General features: G+C 52.5%; 24 protein-coding genes and 1 tRNA gene. 15 read left to right on the top strand and 10 right to left on the bottom strand.

What is annotated here, in order from left to right; genetic code table 11:
• Positions 1 to 155: 155 nt before the first annotated feature.
• The 3 genes from MA03_RS02980 to MA03_RS02990 all read right to left on the bottom strand — a co-directional run bounded on the left by MA03_RS02980 (position 156) and on the right by MA03_RS02990 (position 2410).
• Complete coding sequence (locus tag MA03_RS02980; RefSeq protein WP_052883853.1) at positions 156 to 782, bottom strand: hypothetical protein; 627 nt, start codon at positions 780 to 782, stop codon at positions 156 to 158.
• A 301-nt stretch (positions 783 to 1083) separates the two neighbouring features.
• Entirely contained in the window at positions 1084 to 1419 is a 336-nt protein-coding gene (locus MA03_RS02985) for a hypothetical protein (protein ID WP_191118710.1), read from the bottom strand.
• A 73-nt stretch (positions 1420 to 1492) separates the two neighbouring features.
• Entirely contained in the window at positions 1493 to 2410 is a 918-nt protein-coding gene (locus MA03_RS02990; protein WP_052883855.1) for a ParA family protein, read from the bottom strand.
• A gap of 347 nt (positions 2411 to 2757) precedes the next feature.
• On the opposite strand from MA03_RS02990, the gene MA03_RS02995 reads away from it, so the two are divergent.
• On the top strand, positions 2758 to 4119 hold the full coding sequence (locus MA03_RS02995) for a hypothetical protein (protein WP_052883856.1): 1362 nt from the start codon (positions 2758 to 2760) through the stop codon (positions 4117 to 4119).
• 294 nt (positions 4120 to 4413) lie between these two features.
• On the opposite strand, the gene MA03_RS03000 is transcribed toward MA03_RS02995, so the two are convergent.
• Positions 4414 to 4833, bottom strand: a complete 420-nt coding sequence (locus tag MA03_RS03000) for a type II toxin-antitoxin system VapC family toxin (RefSeq protein WP_191118711.1) — start codon at positions 4831 to 4833, stop codon at positions 4414 to 4416.
• Positions 4812 to 5033 (bottom strand): antitoxin VapB family protein, encoded by a 222-nt coding sequence (locus MA03_RS03005; RefSeq protein WP_052883858.1) that lies wholly within the window; start codon positions 5031 to 5033, stop codon positions 4812 to 4814. Before MA03_RS03005 ends, MA03_RS03000 begins: the two co-directional genes overlap by 22 nt.
• A 284-nt stretch (positions 5034 to 5317) precedes the next feature.
• On the opposite strand from MA03_RS03005, the gene MA03_RS03010 reads away from it, so the two are divergent.
• On the top strand, positions 5318 to 5566 hold the full coding sequence (locus MA03_RS03010; protein ID WP_052883859.1) for an AbrB/MazE/SpoVT family DNA-binding domain-containing protein: 249 nt from the start codon (positions 5318 to 5320) through the stop codon (positions 5564 to 5566).
• Between the two features lie 135 nt (positions 5567 to 5701).
• On the opposite strand, the gene MA03_RS03015 is transcribed toward MA03_RS03010, so the two are convergent.
• Complete coding sequence (locus MA03_RS03015; protein ID WP_052883860.1) at positions 5702 to 6955, bottom strand: S8 family peptidase; 1254 nt, start codon at positions 6953 to 6955, stop codon at positions 5702 to 5704.
• A gap of 395 nt (positions 6956 to 7350) precedes the next feature.
• Between MA03_RS03015 and MA03_RS03020 the strand changes: the two genes are divergently transcribed.
• From MA03_RS03020 to MA03_RS03055, 8 genes are all read left to right on the top strand, one after another.
• Complete coding sequence (locus MA03_RS03020) at positions 7351 to 8052, top strand: formate dehydrogenase accessory sulfurtransferase FdhD (protein ID WP_219731649.1); 702 nt, start codon at positions 7351 to 7353, stop codon at positions 8050 to 8052.
• Positions 8053 to 8127: 75 nt separating this feature from the next.
• Entirely contained in the window at positions 8128 to 9015 is an 888-nt protein-coding gene (locus tag MA03_RS03025; RefSeq protein ID WP_052883862.1) for an ABC transporter ATP-binding protein, read from the top strand.
• Entirely contained in the window at positions 9012 to 9740 is a 729-nt protein-coding gene (locus MA03_RS03030) for an ABC transporter permease (protein ID WP_052883863.1), read from the top strand. The genes MA03_RS03025 and MA03_RS03030 overlap by 4 nt, the downstream gene beginning before the upstream one ends.
• 45 nt (positions 9741 to 9785) lie before the next feature.
• Entirely contained in the window at positions 9786 to 10613 is an 828-nt protein-coding gene (locus MA03_RS03035) for a Rossmann-fold NAD(P)-binding domain-containing protein (RefSeq protein ID WP_052883864.1), read from the top strand.
• Positions 10614 to 10658: 45 nt separating this feature from the next.
• Positions 10659 to 10970, top strand: coding sequence for a hypothetical protein (locus MA03_RS03040; protein ID WP_052883865.1), 312 nt, complete (start codon positions 10659 to 10661; stop codon positions 10968 to 10970).
• A gap of 50 nt (positions 10971 to 11020) precedes the next feature.
• Positions 11021 to 11683, top strand: a complete 663-nt coding sequence (locus MA03_RS03045) for a cobalamin B12-binding domain-containing protein (protein WP_052883866.1) — start codon at positions 11021 to 11023, stop codon at positions 11681 to 11683.
• Positions 11684 to 11722: 39 nt separating this feature from the next.
• Positions 11723 to 13096: a monomethylamine:corrinoid methyltransferase gene (locus tag MA03_RS03050; RefSeq protein ID WP_191118712.1), complete on the top strand. Its 1374-nt coding sequence runs from the start codon at positions 11723 to 11725 to the stop codon at positions 13094 to 13096.
• 164 nt (positions 13097 to 13260) lie between these two features.
• Positions 13261 to 13773, top strand: a complete 513-nt coding sequence (locus MA03_RS03055; RefSeq protein ID WP_219731650.1) for a hypothetical protein — start codon at positions 13261 to 13263, stop codon at positions 13771 to 13773.
• On the opposite strand, the gene MA03_RS03060 is transcribed toward MA03_RS03055, so the two are convergent.
• The 4 genes from MA03_RS03060 to MA03_RS03075 form a co-directional block, all read right to left on the bottom strand.
• Positions 13770 to 14381 carry a CPBP family intramembrane glutamic endopeptidase gene (locus MA03_RS03060; protein ID WP_052883869.1) on the bottom strand — a complete coding sequence of 204 codons (612 nt, stop codon included), beginning with the start codon at positions 14379 to 14381 and terminating at the stop codon, positions 13770 to 13772. The two genes, MA03_RS03055 and MA03_RS03060, sit on opposite strands and share 4 nt — an antisense overlap.
• A 26-nt stretch (positions 14382 to 14407) precedes the next feature.
• A complete protein-coding gene (locus MA03_RS03065) occupies positions 14408 to 14683 on the bottom strand; it encodes a hypothetical protein (RefSeq protein WP_052883870.1) in 276 nt (91 codons plus the stop codon).
• A complete protein-coding gene (locus tag MA03_RS03070; protein ID WP_052883871.1) occupies positions 14683 to 15345 on the bottom strand; it encodes a hypothetical protein in 663 nt (220 codons plus the stop codon). The genes MA03_RS03065 and MA03_RS03070 overlap by 1 nt, the downstream gene beginning before the upstream one ends.
• Before the next feature lie 99 nt (positions 15346 to 15444).
• A complete protein-coding gene (locus tag MA03_RS03075; protein WP_052883872.1) occupies positions 15445 to 15654 on the bottom strand; it encodes a hypothetical protein in 210 nt (69 codons plus the stop codon).
• Positions 15655 to 15816: 162 nt separating this feature from the next.
• On the opposite strand from MA03_RS03075, the gene MA03_RS03080 reads away from it, so the two are divergent.
• The 5 genes from MA03_RS03080 (at position 15817) to MA03_RS03100 (ending at position 19409) form a co-directional block, all read left to right on the top strand.
• On the top strand, positions 15817 to 16560 hold the full coding sequence (locus tag MA03_RS03080) for an ABC transporter ATP-binding protein (protein WP_191118713.1): 744 nt from the start codon (positions 15817 to 15819) through the stop codon (positions 16558 to 16560).
• Between the two features lie 59 nt (positions 16561 to 16619).
• Positions 16620 to 18116 (top strand): hypothetical protein, encoded by a 1497-nt coding sequence (locus MA03_RS03085; protein ID WP_191118714.1) that lies wholly within the window; start codon positions 16620 to 16622, stop codon positions 18114 to 18116.
• 41 nt (positions 18117 to 18157) lie between these two features.
• A tRNA-Gln gene (locus MA03_RS03090) sits at positions 18158 to 18231 on the top strand.
• A gap of 63 nt (positions 18232 to 18294) precedes the next feature.
• Positions 18295 to 18699: a CBS domain-containing protein gene (locus tag MA03_RS03095; RefSeq protein WP_052883875.1), complete on the top strand. Its 405-nt coding sequence runs from the start codon at positions 18295 to 18297 to the stop codon at positions 18697 to 18699.
• Between the two features lie 140 nt (positions 18700 to 18839).
• A complete protein-coding gene (locus MA03_RS03100; RefSeq protein ID WP_052883876.1) occupies positions 18840 to 19409 on the top strand; it encodes a stage II sporulation protein M in 570 nt (189 codons plus the stop codon).
• The last annotated feature ends 105 nt before the right edge of the window (positions 19410 to 19514 follow it).

Here is a 19514-nt window from a genome sequence, read left to right on the forward strand (position 1 = left end):
AACATGCATGTTTTCAGCATGTTTGAGCCTGGGTCAGAATACGTCGAGTGGGTGAGACGGGATGGATCATTACGGTTTAGTGTGTGAGGCATAGCTTACAGGTGCTTTTTCTCATGCTTAAATGAACCTAACCGGGTCGAGTTGTAGCCCCGGGCTTAGTAGGGGGCTATGATGGGGAAGATGAATATGCATGCTATGGCTAGGTATGTTACGAAGGGGTACGGGTATGAGGTGAGAATTCCTTTGCCGATGCGGTATGCTGGGTCTCCGAGGTTGTAGAATTTGCGGAACTCTTCTTCGGTGACATAGACGGCGAATATGGCTAGGTTTGCCTTGGAGAGTGGTGTCCTGTATGGGAATAGCTTTGACATTATGGGATAGTTTCCTATTAGTCTGGCCAGGATGTGAAATGTGAGAATTGTAAGGGCTGCTAATATCTCCATGTATAGCCAGGGTGTGGTGGAGATGGGGAAATAGCCAGTGAAGAGTAGGAGGAGAATTAGGACGTCGCCGGGCCCCATGGTAATACGGGCTACGAGTATCACTGGAACCGCGACGGCTAGCTGGAGCGCGTATAGTGGTATGAGTGGTGTGTAGCGGGGGTCTGTGAGGGTGAGGATTGCGAATAGTATGTTGAGAAGGAGGCCTGTTATTACGGGTAGCCCATTTATCTTCCTAGCCTTGTAGTCCTGTATCCCCGCGATCAACAGGATGAACATTAAGACGAGCCTGGCTAGGGCTATGCTGGGTATTTGGAGGGCTGGTGGGTACGCGTCCCACACGTGTACCGCCCTAGCCTTACGGTTTTACTGCTGCATGGCTTGAATATGAATTATTCGTTGTTGGAGAGGGTCTCGGATTTATAACGGGTGGGAGCGGAGAGCCTTCCTGGGATTAATAGTCAGGGCGTGGGGAGTTTGGGAATTGCTGTGCTTTAAAGCGTTTCCTAGTGCTTTGCCCCTCTAGTCGTGCCTGGGGGGCGTGGTGTGTGGAGGTGCTCCCTAATCCTCGTCGAGGGCTTTCAAATGTATTTTTGTTTGATTGGGAAAGGAGGGCTAGTCTGAGACAGATAGGCTTATGCTTTCACGGGTCTACTTTTTTGAGGGGGTTAGGCTTCGCTTCTACCCGGATGGTGGGCTCGCTGCGGCCCATCATTACCATGTAGCCGAGTGGTGTGAGTCTGACTAGGCGTGCGGCTGTCTCGGCTACTCTCTCGGCGTCCCGGATGGAGGAGTCGAAGACGTGGAGCAGGTAGGCTTTGTCGAGGGATTGGAGGAGCAGCGCTAGTGCCTCGCCTATGCCTTCATAGGGGCGGAGGGGCTTGCTGGAGAGGTACTTGACCTCGATGCCTACTTTCTCATCGCCTGTCTCGAGTAGTAGGTCGATGTCCGGTGAGAGCCTCCCGAGCCCGACTTTCACCCCTGCGACTCGGATGCCCTTCTCGGCCAGCTTGAACTTTAGGTAGGTGTAGACCTCCTCCTCGCTGCTGAAGTCAGGCACTCTCGCGTCCCGCTCTGCCCTTTATCACGTAGTCGTAGAACTCGTTGAAGAACTGCTCAAACTGCTCTCTGGCTTTCTTGTCGGGCATGGCTATGATGGGCTTATGCTCGTCTACGGCCTTCGCGTATGCTATGTACTCGTTCAGCCTTGTCTTGTAGACGGGGATGGGATACTTCCCGTAGAGCTTCACGGACAAGACCTCTTTCTCTATCTCGTCGGCGATCCGCCTGTGCACGGCTGAAGACTGGGATACAAGCTTGTTAAAGACGACTCCGCCGCAAAGGGGGCGCTCCGGCCGCAGGTCCTGGCTTACAATGTCATAGGATGCTTTACTGAAGTAGTCTGTCATGAAGAACTTGAAGGATGCGCGGCCGAAGTCGTCTGGGACGATGGGTATAATGAAGTAGTCGCAGGCTGCCAGGGCCATCGTGGACAGCACGCCCAGGGTTGCGGGAGGGTCTATGAAAACGTACTCGAACCCTTTTTCCCTGAACTTCTCAACGGCTTTCATCAGCAACTTGAGCCAAGCTACACCCTTTGCTCCTCCTTCAGCCACGAACCTTCTCTCGAGCTCCATTATCCTCGAATCGCCCGGCACTATGAACAGTCTATCGCTCCACGCACTGCTCGTAGAGGAGGCTTTAACGATATACCGTTCGGGCTCCAAGCTCTCAGCTGATTCCCAGAGCTTCAACAGGAAGCTGTGGACTGTGCGTCCCTCGCTCTCGTACCTTCGCTGAGAGTCGTAGCCGAGCACGTATATGGTGGCGCTTGCCTGGGCGTCGAGGTCGATCAGCAGGACCTTGTCGGAGCCGCTGACCCTCCTCGCAAGCATGTCGGCGGTGTTTACGCCGAGAGTGGTCTTCCCTACTCCGCCCTTGACGCTTAGGAAGATTACTACCCTGCCCATTTACCTAGACCTCTCTCGTTGAAAACTTCGTTGTTCAAAGTTATAAACATTTTAACGGTAGGCTAGGGAGGCTGGGCGTGATCGTTAATGGCTATGCACAGCTGTGGGTAGGCGCTAGTGGAGAGATGATTGATATGGATCCCTCGACTAACCCCCCGGGGGACACTCGGGCTCCCTGGTGACGTGTAGGAGCCTGGCTCTTACATGGCGTGGCTAAAAATTCTCTCGTGTCTGGACTGCGGGTAGAGTTCAAGGTGGCTGGTGTTTTGTTATCCGTGTCGCTTGGCTGATGGTTTCGCGTGCGTTCTCGGGGGAATGGATAAATCCCGGGTTGTGGTTGTTTTGATGTGTATGACCGGGCTTTGATTGTACTGGGTTCTGCCGCGTACGTGTTCGAGGCTGGGGTTTCGTCTGTCTTGAGGGTTTTGGAGAGTTTTAGTGTTGAGGGTGTCGACCTGTATGCGAGTGGCTTCGCGGTGAAGGAGGCTGAGAGGGTTCGAGATGTTGTTGCTAGGTTGACGGGCGTGGAGGTGAGGGTTTCTGAGGCGCCTCAGGACTACCGTAAGGCTTACCAGCTTTTCAGGGATGGGCTGAGTGGCTCATCGATCGCTGTTCCTACTGCTGGCTCTGCGGCGAGTATTATCGGGTTGACTATGGCTGCGGCTGAGAAGGGCGCGCTTGTGGCTCACGTGTATTTTCCGTTTGGGCCGTGGACTGGGATGTTCTACCCGTTTGTCCCGAGGTATATTCAGCCGGTGCAGGTGTCTAAGCCTCCTGGGAGTCTGGGAGGAGTTAAGGTTGACTGGGAGAAGGCTAGGGCCTTGATGGGGGAGCTGGGGTGGCCTAGGCTATGGGAGATTCTCGGTGGCTTGGCGCTGGGGCTTAACGAGCTGGATGCCGAGCTCTACGTGTCCTCGGACCTCCCGGATTACCCCATGCTTACACTGAGGGTTAGGAGCGGGGTCTTCGGGGGTAGGGCTTCGACTCAGCTTTCCCTTATTCTCGGCGTAAAGGAGTTGATGAAGACGGAGCTTTGGGGGAAGGATGCAGATCAACATTCTCCAAAGCCTGATGAGGAGAAAAGCAGCTCGATAGCTACCCCCCAAGTGACTCACGAGTCGCTGGAAAAGTTTCTTGAGATAGCATTGTCTCATCTTGCAAGGGCCCAGAAATTTAAGAAGGACATATCTCGCGTAGAGGACTGTTTCTGGAGGCTGCTAGGGTTTAGGGTTTTGAAGCTCGAGGGGATGGAGGACGTCATAATAGACACGAACCTCGTGTATAACGGTATACATCTCACGGCTCAGGGGTATAAGGGGAGAATAATGATCCCGTACTGTGTTATGGTGGAGCTCCTCAATAAGAGGTCTCAGGCTAAGACGCCCCTGTCGAAGCTATGCGAGCACACGGTCTTCCTCGCGTTCGAGGCGCTGTTGAGGAGTGCATACCTTATACCCTCGGACACCTGGTTTTGCGACGCCGTGCTGCCCAGGCTTGACCCGTTGACGCTCGAGAAGGCCACCCTTGTGACCGCTGATAAGGCATCCTACGAGCTCTGGAACAACATGTACAGGAACCTCAAGGTGAAGGCGATGCTCATCGATGAGAACAGTTACTCTAGGCCTGACACGGCTACGCTGCACCACGCCATGCTCACGCTGTACGCGGTTTTAACGGGTTATACAGGGGACCTGTCTAAGCAGGTTTAAAAGGGCTTTGCGATAGAACCCCGTGTAGGGTTTTCGCTGGGCTTTAGACGTCAAGCTCTTAGAATCCTCGGTCTCTATGGCTCCAACCGGTCTGAGGATGGGTATTACTTTGATCCACTTGAAGTTGCTGTTTATCTCTGCCCTCAAGCCGCTGAATGGTTAACTGTTTGACAGCTCTTCAAGGTCTCTTTTTTCCCCGGGTGGCAAGCAAGAGTGCTTCTCTACTGAAGCCTGGGAAAGCCTGGGGAAGCGGTCTTTGTCTTCGGGATGATCCGGTCAGCTATTCCATAAAGGCTATAAACTGGAATCCCCGTGGTATGGTATCACTCTTAATCCGCGTATCTTGCTTAGATGTCTTGTATTGCCTGTGAGGATCGAGTATCCGTTCTCGCGTGCTATGATGCCGATCAATAAATCTCTAATATCTAGGGGCTGACCTATTGAATATAGGTACGCGGCCTCCTCACCGGCTTTTAAGGCTTCTTTTGACGTGAGGTTAAGTGTCTCCAGGATCTCGGATAGCTCCTCAACGTCTCTCAGTCTACCAACTCTATAGGCCCCCCAAGCCAGCTCGAAAACGTTTATAACCGTAGTCGCCAAGCGGGCTTTAGACTCTATTAAATCTCTTATTGTATTCACTGCTACCCTTCTACCTTTTAGGAAGTCGATGAGAAGGTCGGTATCTAAAACAATCATTCTGTCTTGATGCTCCATTCTGACCAGGCTTCTCTTATCTCCATCACTACCTTACCCAACTCTTCATCATCGACATCTCTCCACGCACCAGCAAGTTCCAGCAGACTCCTCTTCTTCGCAAGCCTCAAAATCACGTCTGAGAAACTCTCGCCAGGCCTCTTAAGCTTCAACAGGGCTTCATAGGCATCAATCGATATAGTGATTGTTTTCACGCCCATCCCAAATGCCACCAACTCTTATGTTTATAAATACACATACACACTTATAAGTTTAGTCATGGCCCCTACAGAAAACAACAGGTAATTAAAGTGTTTTAGGGCTTTGCAAGGGAAAGCCTCTCTGCGCGATTTCCTATTAAATTTTTAGGATATAATTTCGTGTACCCCGAGAGGATAATTGACTCTGTCGTATTAGCGAGGGTACGCATTAATGTTTTCCTTAACGATTCGCTCGGTTTTCAGACGTATTTTAAATATCTGAGTGGAAATATTTGTCTGATGGTATGAGAGGGGCAGAGGTTGTACGGGTAGGGAGAAGATACACGGTGGTGGTGCCGAAGAGGTTGAGGGAGAAGTTGGGGTTGAAGGAGGGGGACCTGCTCAGAATCCGTATAGAGAATGGAAAGCTTATACTCGAGCGCGTAGCTGATCCCTTCAGAGTTCTAGAGGCTGTGATAGGCGAGCCCTACAGCGAGGAAAAGGAGGAAAAGAAGGCTGAGAGGTGGCTGCTGGATGCCACTTCTGGACACTGAGGTCCCATTTGCGATGAACCCGAGGGACGGCAGACAAGCTAAGGCGTTAAAAGTTGAATATAGTTATAAACTTATTATGCCATGAAGATTAATGAATTATGATCCCCGGTAAAGAATACCTTCCTTATTACAATCTTAGACCTTTTCCAGTGCCTTGTCTATCCTTATAACTCCCCAGCCGTAGAGACTGTCATAGCCGGCTTCTCCTAAATCCTCGGCCGTTACGTGGAGGAGTCCCCTTACCGTGTTGGTCGAGGTATCGGTTGCTGTCCCTGGGGGTAGTGGTGGGAGTCCCTTGGCGAGCCTGGCGGCCTGGATAAGGGCTACAGCTGCACTAACGTGAGGAGTGGCCATCGAGGTTCCGCTCAGAGTAGCGTAGGTGTTGTCGGGATAGGTGCTGAGGATGTCTACGCCTGGAGCGGCTACCTCTGGGTTCCTGTTGCTCCAGCTGGGCACGGCGTTGGTAGAGTCTACTGCTCCCACGGCTATGACCTCCGGGTAGGCTGCAGGGTAGGAGGGGCTTGAAGCACCTTCGTTTCCAGCGGCTGCCACGATGACTATTCCCCAGTTGTACGCGGCCTGTATGGCTGTGTGGAGCTCGGCGGGAGCGCTTGATCCTCCAAGGCTCATCGAGAAGACTTCAGGCGCATCGTCGTCGGGGTCTCCGACTATTACTCCGTCCCCGTCCTTGTCTATAATACCGTCTGGGCCCTTGATGGCTAAGTCTATTGCGATGATCAGGTCGCTCCAGCTGCCTGAGCCTGAGGCGCCGAGGACTCGCAGCATGTATATCTCGACCTTGGGTGCTACGCCGACGACGCCGATGTTGTTGTTGAGGGCTGCTATTGTGCCGGCTACGTGGGTTCCGTGGCCGTTCAGGTCGTTGTATTTAGAGGATATCCTGCCGTTTAACACGGAGACACCCCACTTAATGTTCGCGGCGAGATCGGGGTGGTCAACATCTATTCCTGTGTCGAAGATCGCGACCTCTATCTCGGAATTGCCGTCACCGTTGAGGTCGACCCAGCCCATGGTTGTAGACCAGGCTGTAGGCGCGCCTATACGCTGCACGCCCCATGGGATCGTCTGTGGGGGCTGTGATACGGGCTTGCCCGCTGAATGGAATACTCCGTCGGCGCTTACGTGCTGTACGCCTTTAAGGCCATGTACATGCATTGCCGCGCCGTGAGGCACCCTTATCACGGCTACGGGGAAAGCGTCGGCGACGTAGACAACTTGTCCCCACAGCTTTCCTAGCTCTGATGCGTCGAATGAAGACTTGTCGATGGTTATTATGAGTGTCTCGAACTGTGCTGCTGCGTTGGCCTCTATGAGAAGGGGTAACTGTAGGGCTAGTAGAGCCAGGATTACTAGTCCTAGTTTCTTCATAGCGGGGTCGCGACGTCAGAGGGGTTAATATTTCTTATGCTTTTCCTTGTGTAAATTATCTAAAACTTTAGCCTGCCTCCGAAACTAGCTAGCTAACTTATCGATCTGCTCGCGGAAAATAAAAGGTAAATTATACGGGTCAACGTAGGCATCTTCTCCGCAAGGCTCTCCGCTTTCAAAGACCGCTGTATGATGATTGCACGAGGTCTATCTCCTCATCCGCCCCCTTCTCTAGGATATCGTATCTAAATTTACGGGTTACCACTTTTCCAGGATAGTGGAAGTTATATTCGAGGTTTCTCGTGGGGCTCTGACCTCTTCCCGCGTCCTGATGAGGCGTGGCCTGTGGTTGTTTTGATCAGAGCATTTTTAATATAATAATAGGATATATTGTGGTGCTTCGAGTGAAGCCCTTTCTAGGGGAGATAGAGGCGTTTTGTTTTAGAGCCGGGGTTCTAGAGAAGTGTAAGGAGAGGGTGGCGACTGAGTACGAGTTCGAGCTGATAGTAAACGGCATACGTATAGGCTTTTTCTCATGCTCTCCTACTCTTCTAGAAGAGTTCGCTGTCGGCCACCTCCTCTCCACTGGTCACCGTGTCAGGGATGGATACGAATTCAGGGCTTCGGATGGGAGAGTGGAGATACATGGAGAATTAGTGAAGCTTGATTACGCTGGTAGAAACGGTAGCCAAGCTTTCAGAGCAAAGGACATTCTACGGGCCGTACAGGCGCTAGGCGACCTAGGTCTGGGTTTTAGGGAGACTGGGGCTCTTCACGGGGCCTTGTGTTTTGACCCTGAGGGGAGGATCCTTGGACATGTGGAGGACGTTAGCAGGCATTGTGCTGTTGACAAGTGTCTCGGTTTGCTCGCCAGGAATGGAGTGGATCTACGCCGTGTAGGGCTCGCGGTGACGTGTAGGCTGACGAAGAGCATTGTCGAAAAGGCCGTACGCGTGGGTGTGCCTTTATTGGCTTCAAGGGCTGCCCCTACTCTTGAAGGTATTAAAGCTGCTGTGGACGCGGGATTGACGGTAGTGGGTTTCGTGAGAAAGGATAGGTTTAACGTTTATGCGCATCCAGAGAGACTCGTATGGTAAAGTGTTGACGCCGGATATTTGAGTGTAAGTTTAAATAAAGAAAAAATTATATATAAGAATAAGATTACATATTGGATGGCTAGTAACGTTGTTTTAGTGGAGGGGCTAGTGAAGAAGTATGGAACATATGAGGCGCTGAAGGGCTTAAGCTTCACAAGTAACACTGAACTTGTGATTCTCGCTGGGCCGAACGGGGCCGGGAAGACCACGACCGTCGAGATACTCACAACTAACCTCAGGCCAGATTCGGGGAGAGCAGAGGTTATGGGCTATGACGTCGTCAACGAGTATAAAGCCGTGAGAAGGGTTATTGCATATCTGCCCCAAGACTATTTCGTCTTTGGCGACCTTACGCCTAAGGAGTATGTTGCCTCATACCTTATGGCCCGAGGCTCCTCGTTCTGGGAGGCTTGGAGGCTTGCTGGGGAGTGGCTAGAAGCCGTGGGCCTTTCAGGGGTTAATAGGCCTATGCGACAGCTTAGCGGTGGCCAGATGCGCAGGACATACCTTGCCGCGATGCTTGCAACCGACGCCGAGGTGCTTTTCCTAGATGAGCCGACAGCAGGGATTGACGTCGAGGCCAGACGAGACATTTGGAGGCTTCTCAGGGAGAAGGTGAGGAGCGGTACTTGCATCCTCATGACCACACACGACATGTCTGAAGCTGAGACTATTGCCGATAAGGTTGTAATCCTAAATGAAGGACGCATGCTATACGAGGGCCCTCCTAAGGCCCTTGTCGAGAAGGTTGGCTTCTCACATAAGGCTGTGCTGAGCAAGGAGGCCAGGGTCGAATTGAAAAGGTATGTTGATCTGGGCGACAGGGTTCTTGCATATTTCAGCGGGAAGGGAGAATTTGAAGGGCTAGTCTCCTTGCTTGACGATCCTAGGCATCTCATCTCAGTGGGAACCGTCGATCTAGAAGACGCCTACCTGCTACTCGTGAGAGGTGAGCTTAGGTGAGGAGTGTCTGGAGGATACTAGGCGTTAGCTATAGTGAGGCACTTTTCTGGATAAGAGAGTGGACATGGATTGCACAATCCATATCCTATATTGCAGGTTTCTTCCTGCTCTTCTACATCTGGGGTGGCCTGGAAGCATTAAAGGGTGTCATGGTGGCGTCCATAATAGTTGGAGGCTGGAGTATAGGCGCCAATGCGGTTGCACAGGTTGTCGGCTGGCATAAGATGTCGAAGAGGATTAACGTATACGTTGCCTCACCACTCACCCTTGCAGAGTACTACGCAGGGATGGTGCTCGCACAGCTGCCTATTCTCGTTATAGAACTCTCGATGCCCCTTATCGTGGCTAGCCTTATGAGGCTCGACCCTGTATCCCTACTACTCCTGTTTGTGCTTTCTATAATTGCCCTCCTTCTAGGGAGCTTCCTCGTACTATCAGTAGTGCTCAGAATTAAGAACCCTGCCAACATCTCAGCTATCACGAACCCAATAGTTACCCTGACTGTTATGCTTCCACCCGTTTACTACCCGGCTAAAGCTCTACCTGAGCCTTACAGGTATTTCATGCTTATAGTTCCAACTACGCCCTTGGCGGAGGCTGCGAGGCTTATTGCAGGAATGGGTACACCAGTGGTTGATGCTTGGGTGTTGATTCTCATGATCGCCGCCTGGCTGACTGCATCTATCGTGCTCCTGCTTAGGACTTTCAGGTGGGGGCTAGGCTAGACAGAACGGCATAGACTTATATCTCTGCGGGTACTCGGATAGCTGATGACTAAGCAGAAGATACTAGTTGTGGGCTTGGGCGAGGTGGGGGGAGCCGTGTATAGCGTAGCGCGCGACTCGGGTGCTTTCGAGGTTTACGGGTACGACATAAACCCCTCTCTGACCGTGAATAAGCTCGAGGAGGTCCCCGAGAATCTTGACTACCTGCACGTCGCCATACCCTTCAACGAGAAATTCCTCCAAAATGTGAAGAGTTACGTTGAAGCCCTTAAACCAAAAGCTCTCATAGTGCACTCCACCGTGGCTCCCGGAACCACTAGGAGGCTGCACGGCGAGACAGGGCTACCAGTAGCGTTCTCGCCTGTGAGGGGGAAGCACCCCAAGATAAAGGAGCACCTCTACTTCTGGCCGAAGTGGGTTTCAGCCCTCCCGAAGGGGTTCGCGGACGTGGCTCGCTCCCACCTCGAGGCGATGGGGCTCAAGGTCAGAGTCTCCGAGGAGGAGCCTGAGGCACTGGAGCTGGCCAAGATATGGGAGACCGTGTACAGGGCTGTGATGATAGCCGCTTGGCAGGAGATAGACCGTATCGCTAGAAGGTATGGGGTTGGTCTAAAGACGATAGCGGAGTTTACCGCTGAGGTCCACAGTGTCCTCCACGATAGGCCTGTGTACTACCCCGACTTTATAGGGGGGCACTGCCTAATACCTAACACCAAGATAATATACAAGGAGGTCCCCTCGAAGCTTTTCGAATTCGTCCTGGAGTCCAACGAGAAGAGGAGGATAGAGCTACAGGATCCCCGCGTGAAGAAGGAGGTCGAGCAGCTCCGCGAGCTCTTCCTACAGCTCACGAAGAGAGACTACTACGCGTAGACAACCCCAGATATCTTTAAATTTCTTTCACGGTTTTCTTCTCACATGAATCTCCTGGAGGCGGTAACGGCGGCTATTGAAGAGTTTAACAAGCTTCACGGCTCTGAGGCGACGGCAAGACTAGTTAGAATAGAGGGCGAGAGGTTCACGGTGGAGTTCAGGGGGAGCTTCTGCGTCACTTGCGGCTTCTACGACTATTTCGAGGACCTGGTATATATCTTGGCGGAGAAGGGGTTCAGGGCAGGCATTGTGAGCGTCGAGGAGGTCGAGGACGGAGGCATAGTAGAGTATAGGCTATTGAAGCCAGGCGAGTCGTGGAGATTCGTGCCCGAGAAGCAGATTCTAATCCTCGAGTAATGCATAAGCGGATAACCAAGTTTTTATTTATCCTCCATTAACACTGTAGCGTGAGCTGCGATGAGCTCCTAGAATCTTTGAAGGGGGCTCTTGCAGAGCTAGACGAGTCGAGAGTGGACTCCCTCACCACAAAAGCTCTCGAGCAAGGCTGCAGTCCACACGAGGTCGTAGAGAGGGGGTTGAGGCCGGGGATGCAGGAGGTAGGGTTCAGGTTCGAGAGGGGCGAGTACTTCTTGCCCGAGCTGATGATATCAGCCGAGATATTCAACGCCGTCATGCAGCGGTATATTCTCCCTGTTCTAACGAAGGAGCAGAGTGGCGAGTACAAGGGGCGGGTCGTGATTGGGACGGTGAGGGGCGATATACATGACATCGGAAAGAACCTTGTAGCCGTGATGCTCCGTATAGACGGCTTCGAGGTTATAGACCTTGGAGTGGACGTGTCTCCGGAGCGTTTCGTCGAGGCTGTGAGAGAGTACAGGCCGGATATAGTCGGCATGAGCGCTCTCCTGACCACAACCATGCTTGAGATGAGGAACGTGATTGAGGCCCTGCGCGCGGCCGGGCTTCGGGACTCAGTGAAGGTTATCGTTGGGGGAGCACCTGTAACCCTAGAGTTCGCACGTGAGATCGGGGCGGACGCTTACGCTAGGGATGCCGTGGAAGCCGTCACCGTGTGTAGGGAGCTCGTGAAGGGTAAAAGGAAAGTGTAGATCAAATATATTTTACCACGCATGGTAATCTTGGATTCTATGTTGACGCCCCTTGAGGTGGAGGCTAGAGCCAAGCAGGGCGAGTATGTTGAGCAGAAGAAGTTCGACCTGGAACGCGTGTCTCGAAGAGTGGCCGAGCTCGAGAAAGAGTACAGCATAACCTATGACCCTGCCTGCCCTGTGGCTACGGATCCAGGTTTAGGCAAGGCGGTATTCGAGGCAGGCTTCACGCTTGCCGCGGACACAGGCCTCTACATCGTTGAGGAGAGCAGGGTTGCCAAGTTCACTGTCGAGGAGCTTCGAGAGGCGTTGACGAGCGCGCCGTGCGAACTCTTGTTGGGGAGGGGCTTGGACACTAGGGTTTTAAAGTCTAGGCTGCCGGGCGACACTCTTAGGCCATTCGTCTTCGGGGGACTTGCCGGCACACCGGTGCCAGAGGAGTACTTTTATCCCTCGGCACTCTCGTATGCTGTCGAGCCCCTCGTCGACGCTTTAGATCATGGGAGCATACAGGAGGTCTCAGGGGTACGTGTGAGGGCGGGTGCGCCTAGCGAGGCTGTCGCGGGTGTTAGGGAGCTTTTGTCTCTCAGGAGGGCTTTAAGGGATGCGGGAAGACCTGGGATGCATCTCCTGGCGGCTGAGAGCAGTGTTTCAAGCACTGCGAGCCTCGCCGCGATAGCATCGGGTCTACTAGTTACGGGTGATGCTCACCTGTTGCCCGTGCTCAACGAGCTGAAGGCCGATTACGCCCAGCTCACTAAGGCCGAGGTTGGACTGGAGAACGGGATCATAGGAGCCGCGCTAGTGGATCCTATAGTCGGTGGATTCGCGAGGGGGCCTGCTGGCTCAGCTATTGTAGCCGTGGCGGAGACCCTTCTCGCCCTGGCCGCTTACAGGGCTGGGTATGTTCTGATACACCCTACGCATATAGTTAAGAAGGCGACGTCTGCCCCTGAGTGTATGTGGGTTCAAAGCGCCGTAGGGCTGGCTAACGAGCACCTCAGGCTGCCCCTGGTAGGCGACATATGGCCTGCCTTCGGCCTGGGAACACATGAATACTTATACGAGATAGCCGCTAACACAATAGTCGCCTCTGCGTATGGGCTTCACCTGCTAGGCCCAGTACCCGCTAACGGCACGGCTCCTAACGGCGGCGGACTTGAGGCAAGGTTTATGGCTGAGGTTGGCCATGCTATTGCTGAGCAGGGGGTTAAGCCCGCGTCCGTGTGCGATCTTGTAAAGGAACTCCTTAAGAGGTACGAGGAGAGGCTTAAAAGCCCCGATCCAGGAAAACCGTTCTGGGAAGCCTATAACGTGAAAACTGGTAGGCCTGGACGAGAATGGCTTGAGATGGTCTACTCGGTCTCGCGTGAGCTCCGCGAGTACGGGGTCTCGCTACCAAGCCTGGGTTGATCGTAGGGCATCCTCGACGTTATAACTCAAAGACATAGACTAGACTTCTTTCCCTGTCCTAGGCCCAATGATGATTATGGAGGTTGGATTAGCATAAATCCCCCTAGGATTATATAGATATGCATTATTACCAGAATGTCTAATTATTTTTTAGATGAGTTGAATTGACTCCCCCTACGCTGACCAAGCCCGCGCTTATAAACCACCTCGCTATGTGTGGTTTCAAAGCATTCGGGAATAGGTACCTCACTGTTCAGGGGGCCACGACGCCAGGCGGAGTCACTGTAGACCTTGTAGCAATATCCGTAACCCAGCCTCCAGCCGTACACGCCACTATCGCGGCTACGACTTACAGCGAGGCCTTGGCCTCCATGGACAAGCTTGTAAAGATAATAAATGAGAAGGTAGCCAACGCTGTTTGGCTGGCGATCCCCTTCGAAGTCTCAGAGGCTCTGGGAGGGTTCAAGAGGATCGAGAAGGCCGGGATAGGCTTGATTGTTGTCAAGGCTCAGTCATCATTTGGGCTTGGAAGCGCTGAGGTACTGGTCGAGGTACTCCCCAAGGTCGAGGCCAGGAAGCAGCCCTGGCCGGATCTCCAGTCTAAGCTTAAAGAGAAGGGCAAGCCCGAGCTAGCCCTCGAGCTCGAGAAGACTCTCGGCAAAAAGCCCAGTTTTTAAGGACTTAGGATAGAGCTGACGGGGAAGACGTACAGGACGAGATAGAGCCAGACCGCGTGGCTTATTCCTGAGGCTAGGACCCCGTTCCTCTCACAGATAAGACCCATTACGAGTCCCACTGGAATCGCTGCTAGAACGAGTAAGGGCATTCCCGAGACTACATGGACTAGAGAATACGGGGCAACGGAAACCCACCATGGAAGACCTAGGAGCCCCTCCGTAAAGTAGCGTTGAACGAAGCCCCTCCAGTACGCCTCCTCCGCTAAGCCTATGACGGGGACGCCTATCAGCTGGACCACGCTGGGACCAGCTACGGAGTACACCGCCATAACCTGATCCCACATACCCGTAGCCTTGGCGAAGACTCCCCCCGCAAGGAATATAGCATAGAGTACCAGGGCTCCGAGAGCCGAGCTTAAAGGCCAAAGCTTACCCTTCAAGTGCAGGCTAGCCCTCCCGGTCAGGGTTACCAGGACTGCTAGAGATAGTGATACAAAGACCATCGCCTCGATGAGGCGTGCTCGTAGAAGTTGGAAGGGTAGGAGAAAGAGTAGCCAGGGGGGCACAAGCAGCACAAAGTCTATGAGTTTTTCTCTTCTAGCGTCCATACACGATGAATAGTTGAAGGGGTGAATTATTCTTTGCCATGCGTGCCGGACTCGAGGCGTGCAAGCTCGGCCTCAACTCTCTCTAGCCTAGCCTCTATGTCGAGCAACGCTACGAGAAGCATGGCGCCGAGAAGGTATGGCGTGGAGAGAGACTCTATCAGGTGGGATCTACCTATCCACCTGGATTCAAGCCTCTCGAGGGCCAGCCTCTCCTCCGCGCTCAGCAGCTGCCACAGGTCGCGTCTTATCCTGTGAACCTCCTCCCTGAGCCTAGGAGTAAAGCTGTAGTTTACACGACCCATTAGAACCACCCCTCCACCGCGCGGATATTGCTTTCGAAGAACTCCGAGCGCTCCCGCCTCCAGGGGCTCTTTACCAGGCTTGCCTCGATATAGCCTCCCCTAAGCCCCTTAAGCCTGATCACAGTAGAAGAGAAGTGGAGAAGGTAAGCGGGCCCTTCCGGCAAGCCTCTCCTCGACTGTGACTCGTCAACAAAGACCACGAGTGGTAGACCCCTCATCATGACCTCCCGGGCCCTCGAGAGGGCGGATAGAAGCAGGGGGTACTCGGCATGCTTGAAGAGACGGGACACCCTGTAGAGGGCTACGACGCCGGGCCTCACGTGGTCCAGTACCCTCTTATAGTCTAGGCTGACAGCCTGCCTCTTATTGTAGAGTGTCGCCAGGTAGACGAGCTTGAGCCCCGCCTCGGGATCCATATTCTCGGAGAGCATATACTCGGCGAGCGTATACGTGTCTATTACCTGTGACTCATGGTAGTCTACAAAGGAGACTATCAGCGAGCGCTCCCCGCTAGAGGCCCATGCAGACACGAGCCTGTAGAGGGCCTTCTCGAGAAGCTCTACTTGCCCGTAGACTAGGGTGGCTGTCCCGGGCCTGATCTCCTCTATGAGGTACTCTCTGCCCTTTCGCGGGAGCTCGGATGCCCTGATGAATGTGTCCACATAGGGGGAATTGTCAGGTGAGTTGATAAAGAGTAGTGTCTGTGTGTCGGAGGGGGTGTTTTAGAAAAATATATGTTTTTCGTACAGAGTATGGTTGCCTTATTCGCCGTAATCGGAGTAGGCGTATCCGGGGGGATGCGTGGGGGGTGTTCTCGTCTTTATATAATACCCGACTAGTTCTGTGACAATCTCTTCGGGGGTTTTTCCTAGGGATTTGGCAATGCTGGAAAGTTCCAAGTACTGTTCTTCCGGTATACTTACAATATATTGTCTTTTGCCCATCATTGACTTGACTTTGTATAAATGCATTATTTGAATCTTTCTATTTCTGTGATAAATATTTTTCAAGTAAAGTAGGGTTCTAGCATTGAAATAGCGACTCGCGGGGGGCTATCCATAAGTCATTGTTAGAGCAGTGGCGGCTTTGCAAAAAATATAACAAGTTTTCGTGTAATTTCAGAGAGACGTTTTATGAGTACCGCTATACTAGTCGAGGGGCTTGTCAAGAGCTACAACAGGGTACCTGTACTTAGGGGGGTGAGCTTCTCGGTTAGGCCCGGCGAGGTCTACGGTCTTCTAGGTCCAAACGGCGCTGGAAAGACTACAACCCTAAAGTCTCTAGTGGGGCTGGTTAGGCCTGATGATGGTAGGATAGAGCTATGCGGATATAACGTCGCTACGCATAGGCTACAGGCGTTGTCTTGTACAGGCTATGTCCCAGAGCTAACCGTGGGGTTCGACTACCTCAGTGTGAGGGAGTTTTTGGAGTTCGTCTCCTCTCTCAGAGGGCTCAGGTGGGCTGAGATCGAGGACTATGTTGAGAGACTCGTAAACCTCTTCGAACTTGAGAGATACATGGACGAGTTTATGGGGAAGCTTTCCCGCGGGACGGTACAGAAGGCGTTAGTCATTAGCGCTTTGATGAGTAGGCCCAAAGTCCTCGTGATGGACGAGCCGACGTCAGGGATGGATCCCGAGAGTCAGAGGGTATTCCGAGAGGAGGTTTCCAGGCTTGCGCGTGAGGGTGCAGCGGTTGTACTTTCAAGCCACCTGCTCTACAACGTAGAGAGGCTATGTACACGCGTGGGAATACTTCACAAGGGCGTTATAATAACAGAGGGGAGCATTGACGAGATACGAAGAAAAGCAGCCACGGGCGAGAACTCGACACTCGAGGACGTCTTCCTCTTACTCACAAGGGGTGAGGGGTACTGAGGCTAGGAGTATCACTGCAAATAGCCTTTTACATGGCCAAGAACGGTTTGAACCCTCTCTTGAAGAGAAGCGCCGGGCGGGCTGTCCTGGCATTACTGTTCGCTCTCTTCGTCTTTCTCATAGCGGTTCCCCCATTCATTATTCGCGGAGTGGCACCCTACCCTAGCTTGTTAACAAACGCTGGGCTCACCCGTAACTCTATAAAGGACGCCACTGGTGCCACTTTGACAGTCACTATCATTCTGACACTTATACGGGGGAGGAGGGAAATAGCCGCCTCCGAGGAGGCTGAACACGAGCTGCTTCTGGCTTTACCGGTTACCATGGCTGAATATCTTGTAGGTAAGACTCTCTACTTCTCTTTTCAGACCCTCTTCTATACGATTCCACTGGTTTTCTTTGCCACCCCGCTGCTATACACTTACGTGGAGCCCAGCCCAACCCGTCCCCTTATTTTCATGCTCTCGCTTCCCTTGATAGCTCTTTACTCGGAGACGCTTGTAATGCTGGCTACGCTTGCCCGGATCGCCTTGTCGAGGACGAGGCTTCCCGAAGTTACGGGATACGCGTATCTCGCCTTATCCGGGATACACTCTCTGATGCTGTCAAGGCTCTCTCCATTGCTAACATTGCCTGGGGCACCTATCGCGGGACCTATGATAGACGTTTTCTCTAGGCGTGTGGACACGTATACTTTAGTGGTTGAGTTCCTCCTCCTTTTGGCGTCATCTATCGCTATGGTCGCTTTGCTCGCAGTGCTTTCGAGGGTGACGCACCCCGAGAACATCAGGCCTCTCTACGAGATGCTCAGAGAAATGGGTTTATGGAAGAGAAAAACAGTTAGGCTAAGCGATGCAAGTATTGATGGAGCTGTAAGGAAGGTTATCCTGGGTCTAAGCATTACAAGCAGCAGACATCTTTTCCTTGTGGGAACTGGACTCGCTTTTTCTTCTCTTCTAGCCGTAGTGCTCCGGGAGTTGAACATAAGTGTGGATGCGCTTACGTTGTCTTCGTTTGGTGCAGTGTTCCTGGCAAGCGAGGCGACAATTTCGACTGCTTTCACCGTGCAACGGGACCTGTCGAACCTTTGGCTATACAGGCTCTATCCGGCTAGCCTAAAGCCTCTTACCCGCTCGCTCATGACGAAGACAGCGGTGTATTATGTGGAGGGCCTTCTGTTCCTGGCGTTATTTCGAGCCGTTTATGACTCAAGGCCTGCCTGGCTACTCCTGCCAATCACAGCCTTGCCTCTTATGATTCTCGCAACACTTCTCATTCTCTCAACGCTGGTGAGAATAGCCTCTCGTAGAAGGCTTGTACGCTACTCTTCACGCGGCTTCTACATGGTTGAGGACCTCACGGCTACAGCTATAATGGGCCTCTCGGGCTTAACCGCTATTATCGTGCTCGCCCTGCACGAACTATTCGTCGAATACTCGACCGGTTTTCTCAACGCATTCATGCTAGCCACTGGGTCTGCCTTGATCTCTGTCTTACTATGGAAGATATCGGAGGACATTTTATATGAGCAGATATGGTATAGCGACGTCCAGTAGACAGAGCTAGATTTAAATTTCTAAACCATATAAAGATGTAGAGCCCGGTGGTGTAGCGGTCAAGCATGGCGGGCTTTGGACCCGCAGATCCCGGGTTCGAATCCCGGCCGGGCTACTATTGCTTCTCCCCACGGATAATTAATAAATACTGCATAAAGCACAGTATACCTGAGTTTTGATGAATGTAAAATCGCTCACATCTAGGGAGCCTATAGTGGTTGAGATCGGGACACCTCTACGCGTAGCTGCTCAGATAATGGTTAAGGAGAAGATCGGCTTTCTACCGATAGTTTCACCCAGCGACCACCGTAGGGTTTTGGGCGTAATCTCCGAGAGAGACTTCGTAAGGGCGTTTGCCCAACACAGGGGTCTGGACGACTTAAACGTAGAGGATGTGGGAACAATGGAGGGACTAGTGAAGATTAGGGAAGACGAGGAAGTCTCTAAGGCGGCGCAGCTCATGCTTGAACATAACGTGCGCCACCTAATCGTCGTAGACAAAAATGACAAGCTGGTTGGCGTAGTGTCGCTTAGAGACATAGTCAAAATAGAGGAGATCCTAGAACACAGGTCGAAATCCTAGCTTTCTAAATTCCCGTGCACAGGCTAACACGTGTGATGGTCTAGAATCCTCCGTCCTGGAAACCCTTTCGGAAAAAAAGAGAACGCAACTGGCTAGACAGCTAGGGTCAAGAATTTAAACCCGCTTAGAGCGATATCCTTATGAAAAGGATCTTCCTAGTACTGACTACTCTAGTGTTCACGGCAGGCTTTATAGGTGGGTGTTTACTGCCGTTCTATTCCCATGATACGGCCGAACACCTTGTTAACCTGATCGGAGGAGCTATCAGGGAGCGTCTTGGAGTCGTGTTGAGGCCAAGCATTCAACTAAGCCTCGCTATCTTCCTTAATAATCTGAAGGTAGTCTTGCTGACATTGGCGTTCGGGTTCACCATAATAGGTCCCCTCCTCGTGGCCGCGGGTAATGGAGCTATACTTGGACTTGTGGCCTCGTATTCTGTACTCAAGGGCTACTCGCCACTCGTCGTTGCCGCATCTATACTGCCCCACGGAGTGCTGGAGCTTGGAGCTGTTTTATACGTTATAGGGTTCTCCATCGAGCTAGGCTGGAATTTCTGGCGCTCGGCCTTGAAGGGGTCACTTGGAGAATATAAGGGGCTTCTGCGTGCCGCGCCGAGGAGGCTTGCTCTCGCAGTTCTCGCAATCTTCGTGGCAGCCCTGATTGAGGGCCTTGTAACTCCCGTGGTAGTAGCATGGGTTCGAGGCTTTTAGATACTAATACTTCAGCAGGCTCTTAGCCCGCGAGGACTTGTGGCTATTCTAGAGAGAGTTGTCAGGGATTACCGTGTAGGTGTTAATGTAAAGCTTAATTACAGC

The sequence above is a fragment of the Thermofilum uzonense genome (genome assembly GCF_000993805.1).
Classification (GTDB): domain Archaea; phylum Thermoproteota; class Thermoprotei; order Thermofilales; family Thermofilaceae; genus Thermofilum; species Thermofilum uzonense.